25 protein-coding genes are annotated in these 24,005 nt (G+C 72.5%); 5 read left to right on the plus strand and 20 right to left on the minus strand.

The genetic code is table 11. The features are described 5' to 3' along the window. Positions 1–93 precede the first annotated feature (93 nt). Both FHR37_RS21490 and FHR37_RS21495 read left to right on the plus strand, forming a co-directional pair. Positions 94–1,374, plus strand: coding sequence for an AMP-binding protein (locus FHR37_RS21490; RefSeq protein ID WP_237768667.1), 1,281 nt, complete (start codon positions 94–96; stop codon positions 1,372–1,374). Between the two features lie 28 nt (positions 1,375–1,402). Beyond that, positions 1,403–2,275, plus strand: coding sequence for a 1,4-dihydroxy-2-naphthoate polyprenyltransferase (locus tag FHR37_RS21495; protein WP_092882373.1), 873 nt, complete (start codon positions 1,403–1,405; stop codon positions 2,273–2,275). Between the two features lie 25 nt (positions 2,276–2,300). On the opposite strand, the gene FHR37_RS21500 is transcribed toward FHR37_RS21495, so the two are convergent. From FHR37_RS21500 to FHR37_RS21540, 8 genes are all read right to left on the minus strand, one after another. Then, entirely contained in the window at positions 2,301–2,519 is a 219-nt protein-coding gene (locus tag FHR37_RS21500) for a hypothetical protein (protein ID WP_092882372.1), read from the minus strand. An 84-nt stretch (positions 2,520–2,603) separates the two neighbouring features. After that, positions 2,604–3,680, minus strand: a complete 1,077-nt coding sequence (gene cds1, locus FHR37_RS21505) for an L-cysteine desulfhydrase Cds1 (protein WP_092882490.1) — start codon at positions 3,678–3,680, stop codon at positions 2,604–2,606. Positions 3,681–3,773: 93 nt separating this feature from the next. Further along, a complete protein-coding gene (locus FHR37_RS21510) occupies positions 3,774–4,787 on the minus strand; it encodes an ABC transporter permease (RefSeq protein ID WP_092882371.1) in 1,014 nt (337 codons plus the stop codon). 63 nt (positions 4,788–4,850) lie between these two features. Further along, a complete protein-coding gene (locus tag FHR37_RS21515) occupies positions 4,851–5,444 on the minus strand; it encodes a TetR/AcrR family transcriptional regulator (protein ID WP_092882370.1) in 594 nt (197 codons plus the stop codon). Continuing rightward, the gene (locus tag FHR37_RS21525; protein ID WP_092882369.1) at positions 5,441–5,764 is read right to left on the minus strand and encodes a DMT family transporter; all 324 of its coding nucleotides are present in this window, start codon (positions 5,762–5,764) and stop codon (positions 5,441–5,443) included. The genes FHR37_RS21515 and FHR37_RS21525 overlap by 4 nt, the downstream gene beginning before the upstream one ends. 179 nt (positions 5,765–5,943) lie before the next feature. After that, positions 5,944–6,198, minus strand: a complete 255-nt coding sequence (locus tag FHR37_RS21530; protein WP_092882368.1) for a DUF4229 domain-containing protein — start codon at positions 6,196–6,198, stop codon at positions 5,944–5,946. Positions 6,199–6,215: 17 nt separating this feature from the next. Then, positions 6,216–7,178 carry a threonine ammonia-lyase gene (locus FHR37_RS21535; protein ID WP_092882367.1) on the minus strand — a complete coding sequence of 321 codons (963 nt, stop codon included), beginning with the start codon at positions 7,176–7,178 and terminating at the stop codon, positions 6,216–6,218. A gap of 10 nt (positions 7,179–7,188) precedes the next feature. Further along, positions 7,189–7,695: an Lrp/AsnC family transcriptional regulator gene (locus FHR37_RS21540; protein ID WP_092882366.1), complete on the minus strand. Its 507-nt coding sequence runs from the start codon at positions 7,693–7,695 to the stop codon at positions 7,189–7,191. Between the two features lie 121 nt (positions 7,696–7,816). Here FHR37_RS21540 and FHR37_RS21545 point away from each other — a divergent pair, with 121 nt between their 5' ends. From FHR37_RS21545 to FHR37_RS21555, 3 genes are all read left to right on the plus strand, one after another. Further along, positions 7,817–8,002 (plus strand): hypothetical protein, encoded by a 186-nt coding sequence (locus FHR37_RS21545; protein ID WP_092882365.1) that lies wholly within the window; start codon positions 7,817–7,819, stop codon positions 8,000–8,002. Positions 8,003–8,158: 156 nt separating this feature from the next. After that, positions 8,159–8,539 carry a PLD nuclease N-terminal domain-containing protein gene (locus tag FHR37_RS21550; RefSeq protein WP_175542412.1) on the plus strand — a complete coding sequence of 127 codons (381 nt, stop codon included), beginning with the start codon at positions 8,159–8,161 and terminating at the stop codon, positions 8,537–8,539. 49 nt (positions 8,540–8,588) lie between these two features. After that, on the plus strand, positions 8,589–9,923 hold the full coding sequence (locus FHR37_RS21555; protein WP_092882363.1) for a hypothetical protein: 1,335 nt from the start codon (positions 8,589–8,591) through the stop codon (positions 9,921–9,923). Positions 9,924–9,942: 19 nt separating this feature from the next. Here the strand turns inward: FHR37_RS21555 and FHR37_RS21560 are convergent, their stop codons facing one another. The 12 genes from FHR37_RS21560 to FHR37_RS21615 all read right to left on the minus strand — a co-directional run bounded on the left by FHR37_RS21560 (position 9,943) and on the right by FHR37_RS21615 (position 23,727). Next, positions 9,943–10,911: a hypothetical protein gene (locus FHR37_RS21560; protein WP_092882362.1), complete on the minus strand. Its 969-nt coding sequence runs from the start codon at positions 10,909–10,911 to the stop codon at positions 9,943–9,945. A gap of 49 nt (positions 10,912–10,960) precedes the next feature. Beyond that, the gene (gene ccsB / locus FHR37_RS21565) at positions 10,961–12,025 is read right to left on the minus strand and encodes a c-type cytochrome biogenesis protein CcsB (protein ID WP_092882361.1); all 1,065 of its coding nucleotides are present in this window, start codon (positions 12,023–12,025) and stop codon (positions 10,961–10,963) included. Continuing rightward, a complete protein-coding gene (gene resB / locus FHR37_RS21570; protein WP_092882360.1) occupies positions 12,022–13,743 on the minus strand; it encodes a cytochrome c biogenesis protein ResB in 1,722 nt (573 codons plus the stop codon). Before resB ends, ccsB begins: the two co-directional genes overlap by 4 nt. 3 nt (positions 13,744–13,746) lie before the next feature. Next, positions 13,747–14,493: a cytochrome c biogenesis CcdA family protein gene (locus FHR37_RS21575; RefSeq protein WP_092882489.1), complete on the minus strand. Its 747-nt coding sequence runs from the start codon at positions 14,491–14,493 to the stop codon at positions 13,747–13,749. A gap of 26 nt (positions 14,494–14,519) precedes the next feature. Then, positions 14,520–15,170, minus strand: a complete 651-nt coding sequence (locus FHR37_RS21580) for a TlpA disulfide reductase family protein (protein WP_092882359.1) — start codon at positions 15,168–15,170, stop codon at positions 14,520–14,522. 25 nt (positions 15,171–15,195) lie between these two features. After that, the gene (locus FHR37_RS21585) at positions 15,196–15,852 is read right to left on the minus strand and encodes a histidine phosphatase family protein (RefSeq protein WP_092882358.1); all 657 of its coding nucleotides are present in this window, start codon (positions 15,850–15,852) and stop codon (positions 15,196–15,198) included. Then, the gene (gene hemL, locus FHR37_RS21590; protein ID WP_237768665.1) at positions 15,849–17,231 is read right to left on the minus strand and encodes a glutamate-1-semialdehyde 2,1-aminomutase; all 1,383 of its coding nucleotides are present in this window, start codon (positions 17,229–17,231) and stop codon (positions 15,849–15,851) included. Before hemL ends, FHR37_RS21585 begins: the two co-directional genes overlap by 4 nt. A 741-nt stretch (positions 17,232–17,972) precedes the next feature. Continuing rightward, positions 17,973–18,947: a porphobilinogen synthase gene (gene hemB, locus FHR37_RS21595; RefSeq protein ID WP_092882356.1), complete on the minus strand. Its 975-nt coding sequence runs from the start codon at positions 18,945–18,947 to the stop codon at positions 17,973–17,975. A 130-nt stretch (positions 18,948–19,077) separates the two neighbouring features. Continuing rightward, positions 19,078–20,685, minus strand: coding sequence for a bifunctional uroporphyrinogen-III C-methyltransferase/uroporphyrinogen-III synthase (locus FHR37_RS21600; protein WP_092882355.1), 1,608 nt, complete (start codon positions 20,683–20,685; stop codon positions 19,078–19,080). Beyond that, on the minus strand, positions 20,682–21,644 hold the full coding sequence (gene hemC / locus FHR37_RS21605) for a hydroxymethylbilane synthase (protein ID WP_202817965.1): 963 nt from the start codon (positions 21,642–21,644) through the stop codon (positions 20,682–20,684). Before hemC ends, FHR37_RS21600 begins: the two co-directional genes overlap by 4 nt. Next, positions 21,641–22,987 carry a glutamyl-tRNA reductase gene (locus tag FHR37_RS21610; protein ID WP_092882354.1) on the minus strand — a complete coding sequence of 449 codons (1,347 nt, stop codon included), beginning with the start codon at positions 22,985–22,987 and terminating at the stop codon, positions 21,641–21,643. The genes hemC and FHR37_RS21610 overlap by 4 nt, the downstream gene beginning before the upstream one ends. Further along, the gene (locus tag FHR37_RS21615) at positions 22,984–23,727 is read right to left on the minus strand and encodes a redox-sensing transcriptional repressor Rex (protein WP_092882353.1); all 744 of its coding nucleotides are present in this window, start codon (positions 23,725–23,727) and stop codon (positions 22,984–22,986) included. Before FHR37_RS21615 ends, FHR37_RS21610 begins: the two co-directional genes overlap by 4 nt. Between the last annotated feature and the right edge of the window lie 278 nt (positions 23,728–24,005).

A 24,005-nucleotide genomic window follows, 5' to 3' on the forward strand; every position in this document is an offset into this window, starting at 1 on the left:
TCAACTTCCGCGTCCCCCCGTCAGGGCGTCCCGGTAAGGTCCCGAACTTCACGGTGACACAGTGTCACGAGACCGGGCTCGTAGCCTAGTCACGTGCCCACCGACTCCCACCGCCGACTGGTCGCCGTCGAACTCGTGGACGAGCCCCCTCCCGATCCGGGCGGCAGCTCACCTGGGGCCCTAGTCGATCATGCCGACCACGGCGTCGTGCGGGCCGGTGTCGGCGGACTGCTCGCGCTGCTCGCGGACCGGCTCGACGGCGAGGGTCCTGCGCTGGCGCCGCTCGCGCCGGGACCCGAGCGCGAACAGATCCTGACCCTACTCCGCACCGATCTTCCGCTGGAACGCGACGACATCGCCGTCGTGCTGCCCACGTCCGGATCCACCGGAGAGCCGAAGGGCGCGCTGCTGCCCGCGGCGGCGCTGCTGCACTCGGCCCGGGCGACGCTGGACGCTCTCGGCGGTCCCGGCCGGTGGCTGCTGGCGTTGCCGCCGACCCGGGTGGCCGGCCTGCAGGTGCTGGTCCGGTCGCTGGTCGCCGGTACGACGCCAGTGGTGATGCCGGGCCGGTTCACGGTGGAGGCGTTCACGGCGGCGACGTCACGGCTGGGATCCGGCTCGTCGGGCTCGTCCGGTCGCCGGTACACCGCGCTGGTGCCGACCCAGCTCGGCCGGCTGCTGGACGCCGGACCGGCGGCGGTGGACGCGCTCCGGTCCTACGACGCGGTGCTGGCCGGCGGCGGGGCGAGTTCGGCGGCGCTGCTGGAGCGGGCCCGGTCGGCCGGGGTACGGGTGGTCACGACGTACGGCATGACCGAGACGTGCGGCGGGTGCGTCTACGACGGGCGGCCGCTGGCCGGGGTGGACCTGGACATCGACGAGGCGAGCGGCCTGGTGCGGATCGGCGGCGCGACCGTGTTCGCCGGCTACCGCCGCCGGCCCGACCTCACCGCGCAGGCCCTGGTGGACGGTCGGCACGTGACCAGCGACCTCGGCCGGCTGCGCCCCGACGGGACGCTGGAGATCCTCGGCCGGGCCGACGACGTGGTGGTCTCCGGCGGTGTCAACGTGCCCTTGCTCGCGGTGGAGCGCGCGGTCGCGTCCTGTCCCGGGGTGGCCGAGGCGGCGGCGGTGGGGATCCCGGACGCCGAGTGGGGTTCCCGGGTCCGGGCGTACGTCGTACTCCGGCCGGGGGCGGGCGCGCCCGGGCTGGCCGACGTCCGCGACCACGTGAGCGCGGCGCATCCCCGCGCCTACGCACCGCGCGAACTCGTGGTGGTCGACGCGCTGCCGCTGCTGCCCTCGGGCAAGGTCGACCGCTCGGCCCTGCGCGCCGCCGACCCGGACCAACCCGGACCGACCCGGGCGCGGTGAACCACACCGCCGTTGAAAGAATCCGGCCGTGGCAACTACCGCACAGTGGTGGGACGGCGCCCGTCCGCGCACGCTGTCCGCGTCGATCGCACCGGTCGTCGTGGGCTCCGGCGCGGCCGCAGCGGCCGGCTCGTTCGTCGCCTGGAAGGCCGTGCTCGCGCTCGTCGTGGCGGTGGCCCTGCAGGTCGGCTCCAACTACGCCAACGACTACTCCGACGGCATCCGCGGCACCGACGACAACCGCGTCGGCCCGCAGCGCCTGGTCGGTTCCGGTGCCGCCCGGCCGAAGACGGTGAAGGCCGTCGCGTTCGGCTGCTTCGCGGTCGCCGCGGTCTGCGGCCTGGTCCTCGCGCTCACCACCGCCTGGTGGCTGCTGCTGGTCGGCGTGGCCGCGGTGGCCGCCGCGTGGTTCTACACCGGAGGCAGCAGGCCCTACGGCTACTACGCGCTCGGCGAGATCAGCGTGTTCGTGTTCTTCGGCCTGGTCGCGGTGATCGGCACGACGTACGTCCAGACCGGCCGGGTGACCTGGCCCGCCGTCGCGTGCGCGTTCGGCGTCGGCGCGCTCACCTGCGCGCTGCTGGTGGCCAACAACCTGCGCGACATCCCGACCGACCGGGAGAGCGGCAAGCGCACCCTCGCGGTGGTGATGGGAGACCGCGGGTCCCGCCTGCTGTACGCCGGGCTGCAGGTCGTGGCGTACGTCGTGGTGGTGCTGCTCGCGGTGACGGTGACGCCGTGGACGCTGCTGGCCCTGCTCTCGCTGCCGCTGGCGATCCGGCCGGTGGCCACGGTGCTTCGCGGGACCACCGGCCGGGCGCTCATCCCGGTACTCCGCGACAACGGAGTGGCCGAACTCGCCTACGCCGTACTGCTCGCGGTCGGGCTCGTCCTCGCCTGAGGCCGCCAGGCCTCCGACCTCGCCGTCAGGTGCGCTCGGTGGGGTCGTTCGTACTGGACGACGTACCCATCTCGTCCTCGGACTCCGGCTGAGGATGGGTCACCTGCCGGCGCTCCTGGAGCCGCCGGACGTACTCCGGGGTGATCTGTTCCTCGTCGATGTCACGCGGATCCTCGCCTGGCGTGGCGCCTTCCTTGGCCCAGCGAGACTTGTCCTGCGAGTCGCGGCGCGGTTCGTCGGTCATAACTGCCCGCTACCCAGGTGCACCGCCCGGAAACGCCGGGGCCGCCCACGCGGAGTCGCCGCGTGGCCGACCGTCCAGCCGCGGCTACCGAGCGTCGCCGGACTCGAGCGTTCCGGCCGAGGTGAAGGCCGCCAGCCGGCGGGCGTACGGCGCGAGGTCCAGCCCCTGCGCGGCCACCCAGGCGTCGTCGTAGTAGGTGTGGGCGTACCGGTCGCCGCCGTCGCAGATCAGCGTCACCACGCTCCCCCGCTCCCCTGCCGCGCGCATCCGCCCGACCAGGGTGAGTGCACCCCACAGGTTGGTGCCGGTGGAGCCGCCGGCGCGCTGGCCGGTCACCCCGAGCAGGTGCCGCATCGCCGCCACCGACGCCGCGTCCGGCACCCGCAGCATGGTGTCGACGACGCTGGGGACGAACGAGGGTTCGACCCGCGGGCGGCCGATGCCCTCGATCCGGGATCCGACCGCGGTCACCTCGGCGTCGCCGCGCGTCCAGCCCTCGAAGAACGCCGAGCCGTCCGGGTCGACGACGCACAGCCTGGTCTCGTGCCGGCGGTAGCGGACGTACCGGCCGATGGTGGCGCTGGTGCCGCCGGTCCCGGCGCCGACCACGACCCACCTGGGCACCGGGTGACGTTCCAGCCGGAGCTGCTCGAAGATGCTCTCGGCGATGTTGTTGTTGCCTCGCCAGTCGGTGGCGCGCTCGGCGTAGGTGAACTGGTCCATGAAATGGCCGCCGGTCTCCTCGGCGAGCCGGTGCGACTCCGCGTAGATCCCGCGCGGGTCGTCGATCAGGTGACAGCGGCCGCCGTAGAACTCGATCAGCGCGATCTTCTCCGGGCTCGTACACGCCGGCATCACCGCCACGAACGGCAGCCCGAGCAGTCGCGCGAAGTACGCCTCGCTGACCGCGGTGGAGCCGCTGGACGCCTCGATCACCGGCGTGTCCGGGCCCAGCCAGCCGCTGGTCAGCGCGTACAGGAACAGCGACCGCGCCAGCCGGTGCTTGAGGCTGCCGGTCGGGTGCACCGACTCGTCCTTGAGGTAGAGGTCGATGCCCCATCGCGCCGGCAGCGGGAACACGTGCAGGTGGGTGTCGGCGCTGCGGTTGGCGTCGGCCTCCACCCGGCGGACGGCCTCGGCCACCCAGTCGCGGTCGGGCATCGGCCGGGGCGGGACGGGCAGTACCGGCGGTGCCGGCGGTACCGGCAGTCCGGGCGGCGTGGGCAGGTCGGACGGCGCTGACATGGCCGCACCCTAACCCCGTCTCGGCGGAGGATCCGCCGTCGACGTCCTGTCAACCCACCCTTGCCGCCGCCGTACGAGCCAGAAGACGAGCGTCGACAGCGCCGCCCACCCGCCCAGCACGAGGAACGGCAGGACGTGCAGGTGCCCGGGAAAGTAGACCTCGGTGTGGATCGCCGCGATCGCGGCGCCGGACGGGAGCCAGGGCCCGATGACCCGCAGGAACAACGGGAGCAGCGGCCAGGAGACCACGCCGCCGGAGGCGGGGTTTCCGAGCAGGACGATGATCGCCCAGGTCGGGATGATCGCCCACGGCCCGATCAGGACCAGGAACATGAGGAACAGCGCGCCGGCGACGTACATCGCGAGCGCCAGCGTCAGCCAGACCGGCACGAACGGCAGGTGGAGCGCGCCGAGGAGCCAGTCCACGACCGCCACGATGGCGAACGCGCCGAGGAGCGAGTACGCCGCGGTGAACGCGATCCGCACGCCGGGACCGAGGTCGCTCGCGTGCATCCAGAGCTGGGTCGCCCCGACGAAGCCGACCACGACCGCCGCCAGGGTGACGTAGAAGATCACCAGGCCGCGCGGATCGCCCTGCTGGGTCGGGTTGAGGTCGCGTACGACGACCTCCACGCCGACCGCCCTGCCGACGGCCGGCGCCGCCTGCTCGAGGAGTTGGGCCACGGACGCACCGGACGCCGACGACACCTCCACCGTCACCCGCCGTTCCTGCCGAAGGTCGAAGATCGCGAAGACCGTCTGCTCCTCGATCGCGTACTGGGCCCACGCGGTCGTGGCGAAGGAGTGGGGCACCAGCGCACCGTTCAGCGCGTGGTCCATCCCGGCCACGAAGGCGCGGTGCTGCGTCCCTTCCCAGCCGACGACGGCGACCGGAACCTCCTGCGGGCCGGGGTTGGCGAACGCGTAGGTGTAGGACCAGGCGAAGAAGCCCGCCGCCGCGGCGATGAGAACCACCAGGCCCGCCGCCGTGAGGTAGGGCGAGCTCCGGTTTCCCTCCGCCATGGCGACGATGCTAGGTCAGCAGAAGGTGACCGGACGGGAACTCGGCGTGTACGAGACCGCCGGTCATCGGTCGCCGAGGAGCGGCGCGAGCAGGTCGGTGGCGACGTCGCGGGCGTCACCGCGGCCCTCCGACAGCGCGCTCACCGCGGCGCCGTCGACGACCGCGAGCACCACGTCGGCGCTCACCAGGCCGGACCGGCCGGTGCGGGCGAGCAGGTCGTCGATCACCTCGAGGAACGCCGGCCGCATCCCCCGCAGGACCGCGGCGACGGCGGGATGGCGAGCAGCGGCGAGCAGTTGCTCGTACTGCGCGAGGACCGCGGCGCGCCCGCCCGGCAGCACCGCGCGGGCCAGCCGGCGGGCGGCCTCGCGTTCGCTGTAACTTCCCTTCGGGACGGAGGCGGCGGAGCGGGCGGCCCGGCGTACCCAGCGCTGCGCGAGGGCGCCGGCCGCGGCCGCCCGCAGGTCGTCCAGCGAGGCGAAGTAGTAGGTCGTCGAGCCGAGGGGTACGCCGGCCCGGCGGGCCACCGCGCGATGGCTCACCGCGTCCACCCCGGCGTCCTGGAGCAGGTCGGCGGCCGCGGCGATCAGGGCGTCCCGGCGCCGCTGGCCACGCTCCTGCCGGGGCTGCTGGCGCGGCTCCTGCCGGGCGGTCAGTGCCCCGCCCCGGACAGGTTGAGCCCGACCACCCCGGCGATGATCAGCACCAGCGAGACGAGCTTCAGGACGGAGAAGCCGTCACCCAGGAACACCATGCCGATCACGGCGGTCGCCGACGCGCCGATGCCGGTCCAGGCGGCGTACGCCGGACCGACCGGGATCTGCTTCATCGCCCAGGCGAGTCCACCCAGGCTGGCTACCGCGCAGACGGCGAACACCACCGACGGCACCAGTCGGGTGAAGCCGTTGGACAACTTCAGCGAGATCGCCCAGCCCGCTTCGAGAAACCCCGATCCGACCAGCACCAGCCACGCCATCGCACACTCTCCCCGGGACTCACGTCGAATCTGTACGTTCGTGCAACTTTACTTGGACGAGAGTACACGTTTGCGAAGCGGACGGGGTGCGAAGTGACCAGGATTGTGAACACGTGAACGCGGGGCAGGAACGATCGAACGCGCGCGGGCCGGGACCAGATCGGATCGGATCGGCCCGGTCAGCCGTCGACGTCCTCCCGGCGGGTGGACGTGTCCAGGCGCCCCCGCACGGACCGCAGCCCGGAGGTGAGCGCCGCACCGGCCTCGACGCCGCGCTGACGCAGCAGCAACCAGGACAGACCGGACGTGAGGAGCACGGCGGGCAACGCGATCAGCCACGCCGACACATGGGCGCCGAACAGCAGGTACAGCACTCCGAAGCACGCCAGGAAGACGACGAGCCGGAGCAGCGTGTAGACGAGGAAGGTACGCACGACGTTGGCAGCGTACGTCAGGAGCCGAGCAGCTTGACGAGCAGGTCGGGCTCGATGTTGCCGCCGGACACCACCGCCACGACCGGGCCGGCGGGCAGCTCGCCGGAGCGGCTGAGGTAGGCGGCCGTGGTCACCGCACCCCCGGGCTCGGCCACCAGCCGGGACCGGGTGGCGAGCACCCGCACCGCTTCGGCGATGGCGTCCTCGGTGACGGTGAGCACGCCGTCCGCGTGCTCACGCAGGTGCGCCCAGGTGAGCTCGCCGAGCCCGGTCCGCAGCGAGTCGGCCATCGTGCGGTAGGTCCGCTCGACCGGCCACACCCGGCGTTCGCCGAGACGCATGCTCTCCGCGGCGTCACCGGCCAGCTCCGGCTCGCAGCCGAGCACCGTGACGTTGGGCCGCAGCGCCTTGACCGCGGTGGCCACACCCGACAGCAGGCCACCTCCGCCGACCGGCACCAGGACGGTCGCCACGTCGGGCAGGTCGGCGAGGATCTCCAGCCCGATCGTGCCCTGACCGGCGATCACGTCGGGATGTTCGTACGGCGGGACGTAGGCGTAGCCGTGCTCGGCGACGAGTTCGGCGGTGCGCGACTCCCGCTCGGCGGCCGGCACCATCACCACCTCGGCGCCCAGCGCGCGAGTGGCGGCGATCTTCACCCCGGGCGCGGTGTCCGGCATCACCACCGTCACCTGCGCGGCGTACTCCCGGCCGGCCAGCGCGACCGCCTGCGCGTGGTTGCCGGAGGAGTGCGTGACGATGCCGTGCGCGCGCTCCTGCTCGGTCAGCGCGCCGACGGCGTTCAGTGCGCCCCGGACCTTGAAGGCCCCGATGACCTGGAGGTTCTCCGGCTTCAGCCACAGCGGCCGGTCGGGCTCGCCCCAGGACGTCGCGACCAGCGGGGTGCGCAGCACCTGGTCGGCGATCCGGTTGGCGGCGGTGCGTACGTCGTCCAGCGTCACCAGTGCGCTCTCGGCCATGTGCGAAACGCTACCCGGCACCGGGGTCGGCGCCGGCGTCCGCGTCGGGCTCGGCACTGCTCGCGTCCGGCAGCCCGCTCATCGGCAGCCGCCCCTCCCACTTCGTGGACAGGACCAGGGTGGTGCGCGTACGGCTGATGCCCTCGACCCGCAGCAGCCGGCCCAGCAACTCCTCCAGCGCGTCGACGTCGGCGACCCGCACCTTGACGACGTAGGACTCGTCACCGGCGACGAACCAGCAGTCCTCGATCTCGGGTACGCCGACGAGCCGCTCCACCACCGCGTTCTGGTCGGCGTTGTCGGACAGCAGCAGCCCGATCAGCGAGGTCACGGTGAGGCCGACGGCGTTCGGCCGGACCAGGGCGCGGTAGCCGGTGAGCACGCCGCGTTCCTCCAGCCGGCGGACGCGCTCCTGGACGCTCGGGCCGGACAGGCCGACGAGCCGGCCGAGTTCGGCGTACGACGCGCGGGCGTTCTCCCGCAGGGCGGCGACCAGGCGGCCGTCCAGCTCGTCCATCACATTCCTCCGTCGTCCCGGGCAAATGATCAGTGTTTCGTTGGCGTTTTGCGCATCAAAGCCATAGAATCATCGGCGTACATCTAGATACACCAACGATCCAAGGGGCACAACCACCACGATGTTCATCGGTTCCCCGGAGTTCCCGACGCTCCGTCAGCTTCCGCACCTCGGCACCACCTCGCTCGCGACCTCCCGTCGCGTCCCCACACCCTCGCAGGGTTCGCTCGCGGCCGACCTGCAGGCGTCCGCGACCGCCGGCCGCATGGGCCACCGGTTCCGCCGCTTCACCCGCCGGCCGCGCTGAACCCGCCCACGCCGAGCCAGCCGCTCCGAACCAGCCGCTCCGACCGGCAGCGCTGAGCCGGCCACCCGCCGGACCACGGGCCTCGAACCTTCCGGACGGCTACGCTCGGGGGTAACTTCACCCCACAGCCGTCCGGGAGGGGGTCCGGTGCTTCGCGTGCTACCAGTCCTCATCGCCCTGGTCCTGCTCGTCTACTGCCTGGTCGACCTCGCGCAGAGCCGATCCGACCGGGTCCGCGCCATGCCCCGCTGGGCGTGGGCGCTGGTCGTCACGTTCCTTCCGTACGCCGGACCGGTCGGCTGGCTGACACTCGGCCGACCCGCCGAGGGCGGCTCGTCCAGCCGGCCCGCGGTCCGGTCCGGCCGGCCACCGGCGCCCGACGACGACCCGGAGTTCCTCGCCCGGCTCGCCCGGATGCGGCAGAAGTCCGAGGACGACCGGCTGCGACAGTGGCAGGCCGACCTCGAACGCCGCGAACGCGACCTCGGCGGTGACGAGGGAGAGACCTCCGGCCCCGCCGGCAGCAGCCGCACCTGACGCGGGAAATCCGCTACCGCCGGTGGCTGCCGGGGCCTACTCTGCGGCGATGATCCCGCCGTCGTCGAAGGCCGCGCCCGACGAGCCCATGGTCGACCAACCTGTCACCGACGAGCCCGTGATCGATCGGCCTGGGCCAGATCAGGCCGCCGAGGAGTCCCTCGACGTCCATCTTCCGGCCGGGATCGCGGCCCGCGCGTCCGCCCTGCTGAGCGAGCACCTCGCCACACCTGTCCGGGTGACGGGCTACGAGCCGCTGCGCGTGGACGGCCACGCGCACGTCGCCCGGCTGGTCCTCGACGGCGCGCCGTTCCCGTCAGCGGTGGTGAAAGTGGCGCATCGCGGCGACGACGGGGAGTTCGACCGGGCCGCCACCGATTTCTGGAGCCCCGCCCACCGGCTGTGGAACGAGTGGTGCGGACTGGAGTTCCTGTCCTCCACCCCGAGCAAGGGCGGAACCCCCACCTTTTACGGCGGTGACGCCGACCTCGGGTTCATCCTGATCGAGGACCTCGGCGCCGACCACAGCCTCGCCCACATCCTGCTGCGCGAGGGCGCCGAGCCCGCCCGGGCCGGGATGGCCGGCTACGTCGACGCCCTGGCCCGCGTCCACCTGGCCTCCTTCGACCGGAACGAGGAGTACGACCGGTTGCGCGCGCGGTTCGGGGTGCCGGCCAAGGAGGAGGGCATCGGGTACGACGTCCGCACCAAGCTCGTCCCCGCGCTGGCCGACCTCGATCCCGGCCTCGCCACCGCCATCGACGAGGCCGCCCTGGCCGCGGTCGACTGGATCGAGGAGACCCTGGCCGTGCCCTCCTGGCAGGCGTACAGCCCGAACGACTGCTGCCCGGACAACAACCACGTCGACGACGACGCCACGGTGCGGTTGTTCGACCTGGAGTTCGGCGGCTTCCGGCACGCGCTCCTCGACCTCGCCTACGTCCGCACGGTCATGCCCACCTGCTGGTGTGTACGCCGGTTGCCGGAAGGGCTCCCCGACGTGCTGGTCGGCCGCTACCGCCAACGGCTCGCCGAGGCCGGCCGGGACGTGACCTGCCCCGACAGCACGGACGGCACCGGCACCGCAGACTTCGACGCGGCGCTGGACGCATGCGCGGCGTACTGGGCGCTGTGGTCGCTGGCCTGGATGACGCCTCGGGCCCTCGCGGCCGAAGGCGCCGAACGGAGACGGTTCGACGAGTGGTCGTTCGACCTGCCATCGCACCGCGAGTTGTTCGTACTCCGGTTGGAGAATCTCGCCGACGCCGCCCGCCGTCAACCCCGCCTTGCGGCGCTGGGTGACCTCGCCGACACGGTTCGGGCGACAACCACGAAGGCCTGGCCGGGTGTGGGACTGCTGCCGATCTACCCCGCGTTCGGCTGAGCATCGTTCGGCAGGAAGGTCACTCCGGCCGGGCGACTCGGCGTGGCATGCCGGGCAGGTCGATCCGATCGTTTGCGGCCAGCACCCGCAGCGCGCGTACGGTGACGATCCCCCGCCACTCCAGGTCGGAGAGCTCGGAGAACGGCGCCCAGTCGACCGTCCAGCCGCCGTCGGCGCGCTGACCCGCCGCCAGCCGGGAAAGGTCACGGTCGACCGCGCGGGGATCGAACAGCACGCGGGACGCCGAGTCCGGTAGCGGGCTGAGGTCGGTGGTCGTCTGCCGCTCCCCCTCGGCGCCGCCGGCCACGGCGAGGTCACCGGCCGCGGGCACGTTCGGGCGGATCGACGACTCCAGCACCGCGCGGGCACGCTGACGGTCGGGCACCGCGTCGAGAAACTCGACGACGTAACGGAGTTCGATGGCATGCGCGGGCCGGTAGCCGTCGGTGAGCTGGGCCCAGCAGTAGTCGGTCGCCCGGCGCAGCCACGGGTGGGCGGCCACGCCGGAACCCGCGTCGGAACCCACCTCGGAGTTGGTGTCGACTCCCGCGATCCGGTGCGCGGCGGCGGCGACCGCGGCGGTCAGGTGCAGCGAGGAGGCCGGATCGGGTTCGGGCGTCCACTGGGGCGCGTGCGCGGCATCGGCCGCGGTGGGCAGGACGAACGGCACCCCGCCATCGGGCCCGGTCACCGAGTCCAGCCAGTCCATCGTCCGCGCCACCAGGCCGGGCTCGACGACCGCACCGGCTGTCGTCGCGACCTCACCCAGCACCTCGAACGCCCCCAGCGCGCCCACCGGCTGACTGCTCGCCGAGCGTAGGTCGGGCTCGAGGCCGGAGCCGAATCCGCCGTCGGGATTGCGGTAGGCGACCAGCGCGGTCACCACCTGGTCGGGCGTGGCCTGCCCGGTCAGCAGGCCGAACCGGCGGCGCTCGAGCAGCCGGGCGTGAGTGGCGACGAAAGAGCTCGCGGCGGACAGATCAACCATGAGACGAGTCTGCCCCGGCGGGACGCCGGCAGGCTTGTACGGATCGGACCTACTTGGCGTAGGAGTGCAGGCCCGCGATGAAGAAGTTGACGCCGACCAGGTTGAACACCAGCGCGGCGTAGCTCACCAGCGCGATCCCCGACACCTTGGTCCGCCAGCCGGCGGTGGACCGCGCGTGCAGGTAGGCGGCGTAGCAGACCCAGGTGATGAACATCCAGGTTTCCTTGGGGTCCCAGCCCCAGTAGCGGCCCCAGGCCGCCGCCGCCCACACCGCGCCCGCGATCAGCGCGAACGTCCAGATCGGGAAGGCGAACGCGTTCAGCCGGTACGCCACCCGGTCGATGACCTGAGCGGACGGAAGCTGGGCGAGGTAGCCGCCGGAGGTACGGCCACCGGCGGCCACCCGGCGTTCGTAGCGGGCCTTGACGATCTGCAGGGCGCTGGCCACCGCGCCCAGGGTGAAGATGCCGGTGGCCAGACAGGCAGCGGAGACGTGGATGGCCAGCCAGTACGACTGCAGCGCGGGGATCAGCCCGGTCACCGGAACGTAGAGCACCGAGATCGCCACCGTGAGCAGGACCAGGACGAACCCGGTCAGCGGCAGCCCGAGGAAGTTGGTGCGCAGCTTCCGCAGGGACACGAGGTAGACGACCAGGATCACGAAGCTGCCGGTGATGGAGAACTCGTACAGGTTGCTCCAGGGCACCCGGCCGGCCGCGAAACCGCGGCAGAGCACGCCGATACCGAGCAGGCCGGTGGAAAGGATCGTCAGCGCGACGCCGATCCGGGCGAACAGGTCGGCCCGATCCACGCCACCCTCGACGTCCTCGCCGCCATCGCTCTCGTCGCCCGCGCCACCGTCGCCCGGCTCCTGCTCGCGTTCGAGAACGGCGACACCGCCACCTGACTCCTCGCCCGCTGCCGACTCCGCCTTCGTGGTGGCCGCCCCGGTGCTCGACTCGCCGCCGACGGCCGCGGTCTGCTCCACCTGACCGGAGGTACGGCGTTCGCGGCGGAACGCCCACTCCGCCGCGTGCGCGAGCATCGCCAGCGCGATGACCGCCGTCGAGGCGTAGACGAAGTTGTCCGACAAGCTCGCGAGCACCGAACTCACGTCTCCTCCCCGGCCGGGGCCGCTCGACCTGGAAGGTCCGCGGCGATTCTGTCGATCTCGACGGCGAGGTCGCGGGTCTCGTCGTCAGCGGCGCCGGCCGGGCCGGGCCGCCCCTCCCGTTCGGTGCGGTCTCCCTCGTCGGGAGCCGCCCGGGCCACGCCCGGTGCGCGGGAGCTGAGCCGCTCGCCCTTGTCCATGCCGGCGATCGCGACCACGGTACGCCCGTTGTCCGTGGCGACCCGCACCCACACCCGGCGGCGACGTACTACAAGGGATAGTAGCAACCCGGCCAGGGCGAGCACCGCGCCCACCAGCGCCACCGGCGCGCCGGGATTGCTGCTGATCTGGAGGTTGACCCAGCGGGTGTAGCCGTCGAAGCGGATGCTGCCGCCGCCCGGCAGGGGGGCGGCCTGCCCGGGCTCCAGCGATTTGCGCCAGGGACCGTCCCCGCCCTTGAGCTGGGTCAGCCGGGTCTTGTCCAGGCTGTAGACCGACTGCGGCACACCCTCGTCCAGGCCGAGGTTGCCGGCGTACCCGGTGAGGAACACCATCGGCCGCAACGCGTCCGGGAACGCCGAGATCGGGCCGCGCTGCTGGTCGACCATCCCCGTCGGCAGGAAGAAGCCCTCGAAGCCGAACTGTTTCGGCCGGGCGTCGGGCACCTTCACCACGCCGGTGGAGGAGAAGTTCGGGTCCTGCGGCAGGAACGGCACCGGCCCGGAGAAGGCCACCTTGCCGGTGCCGTCCCGGACGGTGAACCGGGGCGCGTACCCGTGCCCGCTCAGGTGGATCTGCGTACCGTCGACGTGCAGCGGATGGTTGATCCGCAGGTGGTAGTCGCGGGCGGAGGCACCCGGTCGCGGGGTGTAGGCCAGCGCCGCGTCGAACGAACGCGGCGAGCCGCTCTCCTCCCCCTTGGTGGCGAACTTCACCTTGAAGCTCTTCACGGTGAACGAGAACGGCGCCAGCTGGCTCTCCTTGAACAACCCGCCGCCCTGGTAGCCGTCGTACTGCGTCACGGTGTTGGCGAAGCCGTTGCCGACGACGACCAGCACGGTGCCGCGGAAGCCGAACAGGCTGCCGATGGCCACGCCGACCAGCACCACCACGATCGCCATGTGGAAGAGCAGGTTGCCGACCTCGCGCAGGTAACCGCGTTCGGCGGACAGCGAGGATCCGGAGGATCCAGCCGGCCCGGCTGATCCGGCCGCCCCCTCGTCGGCCACCACGCGGTACCGCGCCGCGCGCAGGCGTTCCCGCGCGGCCGCGAGCACCTTGTCCGGCGGGGTGTCGGTGGTCCAGGACCGATGCACCGACAGCCGCTCCAGGCGGCGCGGCGCGGCCGGCGGGCGGGACCGGACCAGCCGCCAGTGCGCGAGCGTGCGAGGCAGGATGCAGCCGAGCAGGGACACCAGCAACAGCAGGTAGATCGCGCCGAACCACGGCGAGCCGAACACGTCGAACAGCCCGAACTTCTCGTACCACCGCGACAGCCCGGGGTTGTTGCGGATGAACTCCGCCACCGTCACCGGGTTGATCCGGCGCTGCGGGATGAGGGTGCCGGGGATGGACGCCACCGCCAGCAGGAACAACAGGATGAGGGCGGTACGCATGGACGTCAGCTGCCGCCAGACCCAGCGGGTCAGCTCCCACGGGCCCAGCGGCGGCGCGTCCCTGGGCGCCGTCGTCTCGCGTTCGCGTTCCTGCGTCGAAGTCATCCGTCACACCACCGTCAGGAAGTTTCCGGCCCACTGCCGCAGCGGGCCGATCACGGCGTCCCAGACACCGGTGACCATGGCCAGGCCGACCAGGATCAGCAGCGCGCCACCGGCTCGGGTCACCCACACGTGGTGACGGCGCACCCAGGACAACCCGCCCAGCACCCGGCGGAAGCCGAGCGCCACCGCGACGAACGGAATGCCGAGACCGAGGGCGTACGCGAGCATCAGCAGCGAGCCGCGCCCGGCGGTCCCCTCGTTCACCGCGAGCGTCGCCGCCACGCCGAGCGTCGGGCCGACACACGGCGTCCAGCCCAGGCCGAACAGCACACCGAGCAGCGGCGCCGCGGCCAGCCCGACCGCCGGCACCTTGTGCACCCGTACGTCGCGCTGCAGCCAGGGCACGAGGCCGACGAACGCCAGCCCGAGCAGGATCGCCACCACGCCCAGGATCCGGGTGAGCAAGCCGGCGTTGACAGCGAGGAAGTTGCCCACCACACCGAACACCGCACCGATGGAGACGAACACGGCCGCGAAACCGAGGACGAACAGCAGCGCGCCGGCCAGCATCCGGCCCCGCCGCGCCGAGGCCAGGTCGGCGCCGGTGAGCCCGGTGACGTAGGACAGGTAGCCCGGCACCAGCGGCAGCACGCACGGGGACAGGAACGACACCAGGCCGGCCAGTGCCGCGATCGGGATCGCCAGCATCAGCGAGCCGTTCAGCGCCGTCCGCGCGAAACCGTCACCCACCGAGGTCGCGGCCAGGGCGAACATGCTCACCGCAGCCCCGTCACGTCGGTGGTGAGTTGTTCGAGGGTGCGGCGGCTGACGCTGCCGAGCACCCGCGCGGCGACCCGGCCCTGCTTGTCTATCACCAGCGTCGACGGGATCGCGCTCGGCGGCAGGGTCGCCCGGAACCCCAGCAGCTGGTCGCCGTTCGGGTCGTAGATGCTCGGGTACGGCACGCCGAAGGTCCGCACGAACGCCTGCGCCGGCTGCCGGGTGTTGTCCCGGGTGTTGATGCCGAGGAACTCCACCCCCTTGGCCCGCAGGGCGCGGGAGGCGGCGGCCAGGTCGGGCGCCTCCTTGCGGCAGGGCGCGCACCAGGAGCCCCAGACGTTCAGCACGACGACCTTGCCGCGGTAGTCGGCGAGCGAGACCCGCCTGCCGTCCAGCGTGGCGCCGGCCACCGCCGGCGCCTGCTTGCGTTCGCCCGGCGGCATGGTGGTGACGGTGCCGCTGCCGGAGACGAACCTCGTGGTGGCGTTGGTCGAACGCGAGCCGTCGCCGCCCTCGCCGCCACCGCCGGTGCCGTCGTCGGAGGAGCACCCGGCGAGTCCGGCCACGCCCACGACGGCGAGCGTCGCCACCGCGGCGAGCGCACGCGACCGTGCGCCCCGCGAAGGTTTCGGTGCCCTGGAACCCATACCGCCGTTCATCCTCAGCTGCAGCTCACGCCCCGGCGACGAACTTCTTGCCCGCCAGGCCGCCCGGCAGCAGGTCGGCCGCCGGCTCGGAGTAGTCGACGGACACGATCCGCCCGCCCTCGTAGGTGAAGGTCGTCAGGCTGGCAAGCGTGCATTGACGCTTGCGCGGGTCGTGCCACAGCCGGCGGCCCTCGACGTAGGAACGCACCGTCCAGATCGGCAGCTGGTGGGAGACGAGCAGCGCCTCGTCGCCCTCCGCGGCGGTCCGCGCGTCCGCCATCGCCGCCAGCATCCGCACCACGATCGCGCGGTAGGGCTCGCCCCACGAGGGGCGCATCGGGTTGCGCAGGTGCTTCCACGAACTCGGGCGGCGCAGCGAGCCGTCGCCCACCCCGAACGTCAGCCCCTCGAAGAGGTTGCCTGCCTCGATCAGGCGTTCGTCGGTGTTGATCGGCAGGCTCAGCTTGTCCGACGCGGGCTGCGCGGTCTCCTGCGCGCGCTCCAGCGGGGACGCCACCAGGTGGGTGATCGGCCGGGACGCGACCGTCTCCGCGACGCGTTCGGCCATGTCCCGTCCCAGCTGGGACAGGTGGTAGCCGGGGAGCCGGCCGTAGAGAATCTTCTGCGGGTTGTCGACCTCGCCGTGGCGCAGCAGATGGACGAGGGTGCGGCTTCGGCTCACGAACGCTCCTGCTGAGTCGGGTCGGCTGTCTCGGCTGTCGGGGCCGGATCGGGTTCGGCGGCAGCGGCGGCCCGGGCCGCGGCCGGCAGGGCGGAGGCGATGCGCTCCAGCGCCTCCTCGTCGTGCGCGGCGCTGACGAACCACGCCTCGAACGCGCTCGGCGGCAGGTGCACCCCGCCGTCGAGCATCGCGTGGAAGAACGCCCGGAAGCGGTGCTGCGCCTGCGAGCGGGCGTCGTCGAAGTTGCGGACCCGCGGCACCTCGGTGGGGTCGACGAAGAAGATGCTGAAGAGGTTCCCGGCGAACTGCGGCAGGTGGGGTACGCCCTCCTTGGTCAGCGCCTCACCGACCAGTCCGGCGATGGTGGCAGCCGTCCTGTCCAGGTGTGCGTAGACCTGCGCGTCGGCCAGCCGCAGCGTGGTGAGCCCGGCGGTGGTGGCGACGGGGTTTCCGGCCAGCGTGCCGGCCTGGTAGACCGGCCCGGCCGGGGACAGCCGCTCCATGTGCGCGGCCTTCCCGCCGAACGCCGCGGCCGGGAAGCCGCCACCCATCACCTTGCCGAACGTCACCAGGTCGGCGGCCACGCCGTCGATGCCGTACCAACCGGAACGGCTGACCCGGAAGCCCGTCATCACCTCGTCGGAGATGAACAGCGCCCCGTGCTCGTGCGCGGTCGCGGCCAGGAACTCGTTGAACCCGTCCTCGGGTGGGACCGCTCCCATGTTGCCCGGCGCGGCCTCGGTGATGATCGCCGCGATCTCCTCGCCGTACCGCGCGAAGACGTCGCTCACCGCCGCCCGGTCGTTGTACGGCACGACCAGGGTGTCGCCCGCCTGGGCGCCGGTCACGCCCGGGGAGTCCGGGTGCCCGAACGTCGCCACCCCCGACCCGGCGGAGGCCAGCAGCGCGTCGACGTGACCGTGGTAGCAGCCGGCGAACTTCACCAGCTTCGCCCGGCCGGTGACGCCCCGGGCCAGCCGGATCGCCGACATGGTGGCCTCGGTGCCGGACGAGACGAATCTCACCTGCTCGATCGGCGTACGGGCGACGATCTCCTCGGCCAGCTCCACCTCCGGGCGGGTGGGCGTGCCGTAGGACGTGCCCGCCGACACCGCGCGGGTGACCGCGGCGATCACCTCCGGGTGGGCGTGACCGAGGATCATCGGCCCCCACGAGCCGATCAGGTCGACGTACTCGTTGCCGTCGGCGTCCAGGAGGTACGGGCCGCGCGCGGAGGTGACGAACCTCGGCGTGCCGCCCACCGCGTGGAACGCCCGGACCGGTGAGTTGACGCCACCAGGAGTGACGACGCGGGCACGGTCGAACAACGCCTGCGAGGCGGCACTTCCGTGCGTGGCGGGGTTTCGCGGCTCGGTCACCGCGTCATTGTCCCTCGCCCGGCTGGGCCGCCCGCAGGGGTGGGGGGTCGGCCGTCCGGCGGGGCAGGCGGGGAGGTCCCCGGCGTTCCGCGACCAACGAAATCCCATCGGTCGAAACTCGGCAGAAGCCGGGCGTAACCTCCGGCTCGCACAGTCGTTGATGGAGACGGCACCGTGCCAACACTTCAAAGACTCGGAGTAGGGACGTAAGGTGAGGCGTGCGCCGGGGAGGTCGAGACCACGCGGGGGTCCTGTGACGGGCCGGTTCCACCCGCGCGGACAAACACCGGAGTCGGGCCCATCGGGGTGGGGTCGCGGGCAACCGACACGGCACACCCATTGTCGAGTCCCTGACCTGCTCGGCTCCCACGACGGCCTCGCCCACTGACCTTCCGCTCCACCGACTTCCCGCTCCACCGGACGACCACCGAACAGGACAGCACCCACAGCACAGACCACCGACTTCCTCCACGAGCCCACAGCCGCGACGTGCGCGACCCGCGCACCGGGCTCCCCAAGCCGGCTCGGCGCCTCCACCCCCCCGGGCGCGCCGAGCCTCCTCGGCCGCCGCGGTGCCTGGTTACCTCCCCCCCGACCGGGCGCCGTGGCGGCCCCTCCTTTGTCAGGTGGTCCGCCGATGCCCGGCCAAACGCGGGCTCGGCACATGACGAGGCCCGCCGTCCGGAGTCGGACAGCGGGCCTCGAGGTGGTACCGGTCGAGGTACGAGAACGTACGGGTGATCAGCGCAGCCGGCGCGCCGCCTCCACCGCCCAGTAGGTCAGCACGATGTCGGCGCCGGCCCTGCGGATCGAGGTGAGGACCTCGAGGATCGCGCGGTCACGGTCGATCCACCCCTGGGCGGCGGCCGCCTCGACCATGGAGTACTCACCGGACACGTTGTACGCGGCGACCGGAACATCCACCGCGTCCCGGGTCCGGCGGACCACGTCGAGGTAGCCCAGCGCGGGTTTGACGAGCACCATGTCGGCGCCCTCGGCGAGGTCGAGCGCGACCTCCCGCATCGACTCGGTGGCGTTGGCGGGATCCTGCTGGTACGTACTCCGGTCGCCCTCGAGGCTGGACTGCACCGCGTCGCGGAAGGGACCGAAGAACGCCGAGGCGTACTTCGCGGAGTAGGCCATCGCGCTCACGTCGGTGTGCCCGGCCCGGTCGAGGGCAGCGCGGATCGCCCCGATCTGGCCGTCCATCATGCCGCTCGGCCCGACCACCTGCACCCCGGCCTCGGCCTGCGCGACCGCCATGTCGGCATACCTCACCAGCGTGGCGTCGTTGTCCACCCGCCCGTCGGCGGTGAGGACGCCGCAGTGCCCGTGGTCGGTGAACTCGTCCAGGCACAGGTCGGCCATCACCACGGTCGCGTCACCGACCTCCGCGGCGACCTCGCGGATCGCGACGTTGAGGATGCCGTCCGGGTCGGTCGCCCCGGAGCCGATCGCGTCCTTGGCCCGCGGGATCGCGAACAGCATCAGCCCGCCGACCCCCGCCTCGGCGGCCTCGACGGCCGCCTTGCGCAGGGAGTCCAGGGTGTGTTGCACCACGCCGGGCATGGACGGGATCGGGACCGGCTCGGCCGCGCCCTCCGCGACGAAGACCGGCAGCACCAGCGAGCGCGGGGGCACGTCGGTCTCGGCGACCAGCCGGCGCATCGCGGGCGTCGTACGAAGGCGCCTGGGGCGCATCTCCGGATAACCCATGCCGTCCAGCCTAGCCAGGACGTGCGAAGGGGCCGCCGGTCCGGCGGCCCCTTTCGACGTACTCCTCGGCGCGTACGCGGCTCGGTGCGACGTACTCCCCGCGCGTACGCGGTTCGGCCCGTTCGTCCCGTTACTTGGTGGTGGCCCGGCGCCGGGCACCCGCCTTGCGCTCCGACGGCTTGGTCACCGGGTCGCCGGCCTCGATCTGGGCCGCGCGGCGCGCCTCGCCGAAGTCGGCAAGCGCCTCCGCCAGCGCCTCGATCGACGTCTCCGTCGGCTGCACGTCGACCCGCAGGCCGTGCTCCTCCGCCGTCGTCGCGGTCTGCGCGCCGATCGTGGCGATCACGGTGGTCGTGTGCGGCTTGCCGGCGATGCCGACGAGGTTGCGCACCGTCGAGCTGGAGGTGAACGCGACCGCGTCGAACTTGCCGGACTTGATCGCCTCCCGGATCGGGGCGGGCGGCGGCGCGGCGCGCACCGTGCGGTACGCCGTCACGTCGTCGACCTCCCAGCCGAGCTCGACCAGTCCGGCCACCAGCGTCTCGGTGGCGATGTCGGCACGGGGCAGGAACACCCGGTTGATCGGGTCCAGGACCCGGTCGTAGGGCGGCCAGTCCTCGACCAGCCCGCGCGCGGAGTGCTCACCGGAGGGCACCAGGTCGGGCTTGATACCCCAGGACTGGATCGCCTCGGCGGTCTTCTCCCCCACCGCGGCGATCTTCAGGCCGGCGAACGCCCGCGCGTCCAGGCCGTACTCCTCGAACTTCTCCCGCACCGCGCGCACCGCGTTGACCGAGGTGAACGCGACCCACTGGTAGCGGCCGGTGACCAGCCCGGTGATGGCCCGGTCCAGCTGCTGGGGGTTGCGCGGCGGCTCCACCGAGATGGTGGGCACCTCCTCCGGCACCGCGCCGTACTGCCGGAGCAGCTTGGACAGCACGCCCGCCTGCTCCTTGGTCCGCGGCACCAGGATCCGCCAGCCGAACAGCGGCTTGGTCTCGAACCACGACAGCTTGTCGCGGTGCGCTACGGCCGAGCCGACGACGAGGACGAACGGACCGGCGAGCCGGGACGACTTCACCTCGGCCGCGATCGTCTCCAGCGTCCCGGCGACGGTGCGCTGGTCGGTGGTGGTGCCGGCGGTGGTCGCGGCCACCGGCGTGGAGGGCTCCCGGCCGGCCTTGACCAGGAACGCGGCGATGTCCTTCAGGCCCTCGGTGACGTTGGTGAGCACCAGGGTGGCCGAGCCCTCGGCGAACGTCTCCCAGGCGGGCTCGCCGCCGCGGAGGTCGACGAACCGGGTCTCGCGTACCTTCGTACCGGTCAGCGGGATCCCCGCGTAGGCGGGCACCGCGGTCGCCACCGGCAGACCCGGCGTCACCTCGAACGGCACGTGGTGCCGGACGAACGCGGCGACGTGCTCGGCGGCGTTGCCGTCGAGGAAGGGGTCGCCGTGGTACAGGCGGACGACGTGCTTGCCGTCCTTCCCGTGCTTGGCGAGTACCCGGCCGGCCTCGGCCGCGGTCACGGCGTCCTCGGTCAGCTCCAGCCGCTCGGCGTCCTCGGGGACGTGAGTGCTGACGACGGCCTCGAAGGCCGCGAGCTCACCGGCGATGACGTCGGCACGGCCCAGGAGCTCCTTCGCCCTGGCGGTGACGAGAGCGGGGTCGCCGGGGCCGACCCCGACGAACGAGACCGATCCCTGGAGTTTTTTGGTGGTCTTTGTCTTGGCGGTCACGTGACGCGTTCCTCGATCAAACGACTGGCGCCCTCGGCGAGCAGGGCGGCCGCCAGCTGACGGCCGAGCTCCTCCGCATCGCCCAGAGACCCCGAGGTGGACAGACGGACGCTTGCGGAGCCGTCGACGGCGGCCACGACGGCGTGGAGGGAGAGCGTGTCCCCCTCCGCCCCGGCGGTGGCCTCGGCGAAGGCTCCCATGGGTGCGCTGCAGCCGGCCCCGATTCCGGCGAGTACGGCGCGTTCGGCGGTAACCGCCGCCCGGGTGCGGGTTTCGTCGAGCCCGGCGAGGGCGCGCACCACGTCCTCGTCGGCGTTCCGGCACTCGATCCCCAGTGCGCCCTGGCCGGGGGCCGGGACGAACGCGGTGGGATCGAAGCTGTCGGTGATCTCCTCGCTGCGCCCGAGTCTGGTGAGACCCGCGCGGGCGAGAACGACGGCGTCGAGCTCGCCGTCGCGTACCTTCCTGATCCGGGTGTCGACATTCCCCCGGATCTCGACCAGCTCGAGGTCGTACTCTCGCAGCAGCCGGAGCAGAGCCAGCCGCCGTGGTGAGCCGGTGCCCACCCGCGCACCCGCCGGCAGGTCCGCCAGGCGCAGCCCGTCGCGGGCGACGAGCGCGTCGCGGGGGTCCTCGCGCGGGGGTACGGCGGCGAGGACGATGCCGTCGGCATCCTGGGTCGGCAGGTCCTTCAGCGAGTGCACCGCGACGTCGATCTCCTTGCGGAGCAGCGCCTCGCGCAGGGCACCGGTGAAGACGCCCTGGCCACCGATCGTGGCCAGTGGCGCGCGGTTGCGGTCGCCCTCGGTGGTCACCTCGACCAGCTCGCACCGGTGGCCGGCCCGCTCCAGCGCGGCGGCGACGTGCCCGGCCTGGGCGAGCGCGAGGGCGCTGCGCCGGGTGCCGACGCGGAACGCTGCCGTCATCGGTGTGGAGGTCATGGAGGTCGTGGAGGTCATGGCGCACCTCCCGGCTCTCCGGGCTGCACAGAACGGTCCGGCTGGGCCGGCTCCACCGGCTCGACGCTGGTGAACGCCTCCAGCGCGCTGAGGTCGAGGGCGAACAGCTCTCGCAGCGCGTCGGTGTAGGACGTCTCGACCGTCTGCTCGGCGAGCTCCTTCACCCGGATCGTGGGCGCGTGCAGCAGCTTGTCGACCACCCGGCGTACGGTCCTCGCCACCTCGGAGTGGGAGTGGTCGTCCAGGTGCGGCACCCGTGCGGTCAACCGGCGCAGTTCGGCGTCGACGACCTCGGCGGCCATGCTGCGCAACGCCACCACGGTCGGCGCCACGGTCGCGGCCCTGCGCGTGGCCACGAAGTCGGCGACCTCCTCGGCCACGATCGCCCGTACCGCCTCCACGTCGGTGGCGACACCGTCGTCCACGGTCTCGGCCAGCCGGCCCAGGTCGATCAGGGTGACACCGGCGACCTGACCGGCCTCGATCTCGACGTCCCGCGGCATCGCCAGGTCGCAGACCACCAGCGGGCGGTCCGGGCGGTGGCGCATCGCCGCGGCGAGGTCGACGGCGGAGATCACGGTGCCGACCGCGCCGGTGCACGACACCAGCACGTCGGCGTCGGCAAGCGCGCTTCGAAGGTCCGCCAGCGGGACCGCGGTGCCCTCGACCTGTTCGGCGATCCGGCGGGCGCGCGACGGCGTGCGGTTGGTCACCACCACTTTGGCGTCGTGGTCACGGCGCAGGGTGGTGGCGGCGAGTGCCGCCATCGAACCCGCGCCGACCACCAGTGCCGTACGCCCGGCCAGGTCGCCGTGCACGCCTTCGGCCTGCGCCAACGCCGCGCTGACCACCGACCGGCCGGCCCGGCCGAGGTCGGTCTCGGTGTGCGCCCGCTTGCCGACCCGCAGCGCGCGCTGGAAGACGCCGTTCAGCACCGAGCCGATCGTCTCCGCGTCCTGGGCGTTGCGCAGCGCCGCCTTGGCCTGGCCGAGGATCTGGGTCTCGCCGACGACCATCGAGTCCAGGCCGCACACCACCGAGAAGAGGTGGCTCACCGCGCCGTCCTCGTACCGCACGTAAAGGTGCGGGGTGAGCTCGGCGGCGGAGACACCGGCGTGCCGGGCCAGCAGCTCGGCGAGCTCCTCGACACCGCCGTGGAAGCGCTCCACCTCGGCGTAGATCTCCACCCGGTTGCAGGTGGACAGCACCACCGCCGCGGCGACGTGCGGGCAGGCCACCGCGTCGACGAGGACCTTGTCCAGCGTCTCCGGGGCGGGCACCACGCGCTCCAGCAGGTGGACGGGGGTGCCACGGTGGGACAGGCCGACGACCAGGATGCTCATGGGACGAGGGGGCTCCTCTCGACTGGAATGCCGTCGACCTGGCTCAGCGGACCCGTACCCGGGCCCGCGAGCGCCTTGCGTTGTTCGTGGTAGGCGAGGATCTGCAGCTCGGTGGACAGATCGACCTTGCGGACGTCCACACCGGCCGGAACGCTCAGCACCACGGGAGCGAAGTTGAGCACGCTGGTGATGCCCGCCGCAACCATGCGGTCGCAGACCTCCTGCGCGGCGGTCGCCGGCGTCGAGATGACGCCGATGGCCACGCCGTACTCTGACACGACGCGTTCGAGTTCGCCGTACGCCTGGATCTCGTGGTCACCGACCTGCTCACCGACCCGCGCCGGGTCGGCGTCGAGCAGTCCGACGATGCCGAACCCGCGGGACACGAAGCCGGAGTAGTTGGCGAGCGCGTGGCCGAGGTTACCGATCCCGACGATCACCACGGGCCAGTCCTGGGTGAGACCGATCTCCCGCGCGATCTGGTAGCGGAGGTACTCCACGTCGTACCCCACCCCGCGGGTGCCGTAGGACCCGAGGTAGGACAGGTCCTTGCGCAGCTTCGCGGAGTTGACGCCGGCCGCCCGGGCGAGCTCCTCGCTGGAGGCGGTCGCGATCCCCCGGTCCGCGAGCGCGGTCAGCGCCCGGAGGTAGACCGGCAGTCGCGCCACGGTCGCCTCGGGGATGCCGCGGCTCGGGCGCGCTTCCTGCTCGTTCGTACGGCGGGGGTTCGGCGGACTCACTTCTCTCCCGTAGTGACACGAGACGTCGTCGAATGGGCTGGGTGACGCCTCTGCTCGATCGGAGCCGTCCCGACCGGCGATCTCCAAGCCTAGGACTTTGTGAACGTGCGAACAAAATCGAGCGTAGCGCTGGGCGGACGTGCCGGTCGTCACATCCGGCGCGCTCGGAGCGGATCTGCACCGAAATCGACCCTTGTGCGGGGGTTCGGCACGATCGCCGGAACGCCGAAATCCGGACCGGGAACGGCGATCTCCGGACCCGCGGCACGGCCTCCTCG

Origin of the sequence: Actinopolymorpha cephalotaxi (genome assembly GCF_013408535.1) — a bacterium.
Lineage (GTDB): Bacteria > Actinomycetota > Actinomycetes > Propionibacteriales > Actinopolymorphaceae > Actinopolymorpha > Actinopolymorpha cephalotaxi.

Bases quoted from the DNA above. Each gene is read 5' to 3' on its own strand.
- FHR37_RS21510 (WP_092882371.1), bottom strand. From the start codon at position 4,787: ATGGCGGAGGGAAACCGGAGCTCGCCCTACCTCACGGCGGCGGGCCTG.
- FHR37_RS21555 (WP_092882363.1), top strand. From the start codon at position 8,589: ATGATCCCGCCGTCGTCGAAGGCCGCGCCCGACGAGCCCATGGTCGAC.
- FHR37_RS21560 (WP_092882362.1), bottom strand. From the start codon at position 10,911: ATGGTTGATCTGTCCGCCGCGAGCTCTTTCGTCGCCACTCACGCCCGG.
- FHR37_RS21500 (WP_092882372.1), bottom strand. From the start codon at position 2,519: ATGACCGACGAACCGCGCCGCGACTCGCAGGACAAGTCTCGCTGGGCC.
- FHR37_RS21540 (WP_092882366.1), bottom strand. From the start codon at position 7,695: ATGGACGAGCTGGACGGCCGCCTGGTCGCCGCCCTGCGGGAGAACGCC.
- FHR37_RS21610 (WP_092882354.1), bottom strand. From the start codon at position 22,987: ATGAGCATCCTGGTCGTCGGCCTGTCCCACCGTGGCACCCCCGTCCAC.
- FHR37_RS21525 (WP_092882369.1), bottom strand. From the start codon at position 5,764: ATGGCGTGGCTGGTGCTGGTCGGATCGGGGTTTCTCGAAGCGGGCTGG.
- FHR37_RS21535 (WP_092882367.1), bottom strand. From the start codon at position 7,178: ATGGCCGAGAGCGCACTGGTGACGCTGGACGACGTACGCACCGCCGCC.
- hemC (WP_202817965.1), bottom strand. From the start codon at position 21,644: ATGACCTCCACGACCTCCATGACCTCCACACCGATGACGGCAGCGTTC.
- FHR37_RS21580 (WP_092882359.1), bottom strand. From the start codon at position 15,170: ATGGGTTCCAGGGCACCGAAACCTTCGCGGGGCGCACGGTCGCGTGCG.
- resB (WP_092882360.1), bottom strand. From the start codon at position 13,743: ATGACTTCGACGCAGGAACGCGAACGCGAGACGACGGCGCCCAGGGAC.
- hemB (WP_092882356.1), bottom strand. From the start codon at position 18,947: ATGGGTTATCCGGAGATGCGCCCCAGGCGCCTTCGTACGACGCCCGCG.
- cds1 (WP_092882490.1), bottom strand. From the start codon at position 3,680: ATGCCCGACCGCGACTGGGTGGCCGAGGCCGTCCGCCGGGTGGAGGCC.
- FHR37_RS21545 (WP_092882365.1), top strand. From the start codon at position 7,817: ATGTTCATCGGTTCCCCGGAGTTCCCGACGCTCCGTCAGCTTCCGCAC.